This window comes from Allobacillus halotolerans (assembly GCF_018967645.1).
Lineage (GTDB): Bacteria > Bacillota > Bacilli > Bacillales > Alkalibacillaceae > Allobacillus > Allobacillus halotolerans.
Genome location: NZ_JAHLZF010000049.1, coordinates 1 through 1736, shown reverse-complemented (window position 1 = coordinate 1736; position 1736 = coordinate 1). Strand labels below are relative to the sequence as shown.

The 1736-nt window shown below is 33.9% G+C and carries 2 protein-coding genes and 1 pseudogene; 2 read left to right on the top strand and 1 reads right to left on the bottom strand.

The window, feature by feature from the left end:
- Together KQ486_RS13925 and KQ486_RS13920 are read left to right on the top strand one after the other, a co-directional pair.
- A pseudogene (locus KQ486_RS13925) lies at nt 1–319 on the top strand (single-stranded DNA-binding protein); the annotation flags it as partial.
- A gap of 12 nt (nt 320–331) precedes the next feature.
- Nucleotides 332–1003 carry a putative HNHc nuclease gene (locus KQ486_RS13920; RefSeq protein ID WP_001199439.1) on the top strand — a complete coding sequence of 224 codons (672 nt, stop codon included), beginning with the start codon at nt 332–334 and terminating at the stop codon, nt 1001–1003.
- A gap of 105 nt (nt 1004–1108) precedes the next feature.
- Here KQ486_RS13920 and KQ486_RS13915 read toward each other — a convergent pair.
- Nucleotides 1109–1736: DUF4393 domain-containing protein (locus KQ486_RS13915; RefSeq protein ID WP_216687987.1), on the bottom strand; the 628-nt coding region annotated here is incomplete at its 5' end.

Here is a 1736-nt window from a genome sequence, read left to right as displayed (position 1 = left end):
TGAATTAGTTACTCGATTAGGTATTAAGTTAAATCTTCCTAGCTTAGATTTTGATACCAATGATCTTATTGGTAAGTTTTGTCACTTGGTATTGAAATGGAAATTCAATGAAGATGAAGGTAAGTATTTTACGGATTTTTCATTTATTAAACCTTACAAAAAGGGCGATGATGTTGTTAACAAACCTATTCCGAAGACAGATAAGCAAAAAGCTGAAGAAAATAACGGGGCACAACAACAAACATCAATGTCTCAACAAAGCAATCCATTTGAAAGCAGTGGCCAATTTGGATATGACGACCAAGATTTAGCGTTTTAAGGTGTGGTTTAAATGCAATACATTACAAGATACCAGAAAGATAACGACGGTACTTATTCCGTCGTTGCTACTGGTGTTGAACTTGAACAAAGTCACATTGACTTACTAGAAAACGGATATCCACTAAAAGCAGAAGTAGAGGTTCCGGACAATAAAAAACTATCTATAGAACAACGCAAAAAAATATTCGCAATGTGTAGAGATATAGAACTTCACTGGGGCGAACCAGTAGAATCAACTAGAAAATTATTACAAACAGAATTGGAAATTATGAAAGGTTATGAAGAAATCAGTCTGCGCGACTGTTCTATGAAAGTTGCAAGGGAGTTAATAGAACTGATTATAGCGTTTATGTTTCATCATCAAATACCTATGAGTGTAGAAACGAGTAAGTTGTTAAGCGAAGATAAAGCGTTATTATATTGGGCTACAATCAACCGCAACTGTGTAATATGCGGAAAGCCTCACGCAGACCTGGCACATTATGAAGCAGTCGGCAGAGGCATGAACAGAAACAAAATGAACCACTATGACAAACATGTATTAGCGTTATGTCGCGAACATCACAACGAGCAACATGCGATTGGCGTTAAGTCGTTTGATGATAAATACCACTTGCATGACTCGTGGATAAAAGTTGATGAGAGGCTCAATAAAATGTTGAAAGGAGAGAAAAAGGAATGAATAGACTAAGAATAATAAAAATAGCACTCCTAATCGTCATCTTGGCGGAAGAGATTAGAAATGCTATGCATGCTGTAAAAGTGGAGAAAATTTTAAAATCTCCGTTTAGTTAATACAGGTTTTTACAAAAGCTTTACCATAGGCGGACAAACTAATTGAGCCTTTTTTGATGTCTATTACCCAGGGGCTGTAATGTAACTTTAATACTTCAAATTCAATGCCAGAAAGTTTACTTATTGTTTCTAGGTTGTGTCCTGACTTTAACATTCTTTTAACAAATTCTAATCCCGAAACAAATCTTTGTTTTTCTATAATCTTATTAAAGTGATTTAAAAACTGAGGAGCATAAAACTTATTATAAATTCCTTTTTTTGTTAAGTAAGACATGTCAAAAGTTTCATTTAAAACCCCTAACCTTACTAGGTTATTAATTGAAATTTCGGTTGATTCTATATCTAACGGAGAGTCTTTTATTAACGTGTCCGATATATTCATACCGTCATTCTTTGGGTTTAAAACCGCTCTATATTTAACGGCAGGATGTACTTCGTGATTCTTTAAATGTTTTAAAAGAATAGCATCATTTGGGGATAATTGTTTAATTATTTCAACAAATGAATGGTGGGTTAATGAGTTTTTTCTGTCATCCATAGATGATGCTATTAGTTTTGCGAACATATTACTTAAAGTTTTTTCACTAATGTAAAACTTTGAAGCTTCTAGAGCAGGACCT

What these genes read in the sequence shown, in the direction of transcription:
- KQ486_RS13920 (WP_001199439.1), top strand. Translation starts at nt 332, where the DNA reads ATGCAATACATTACAAGATACCAGAAAGATAACGACGGTACTTATTCC.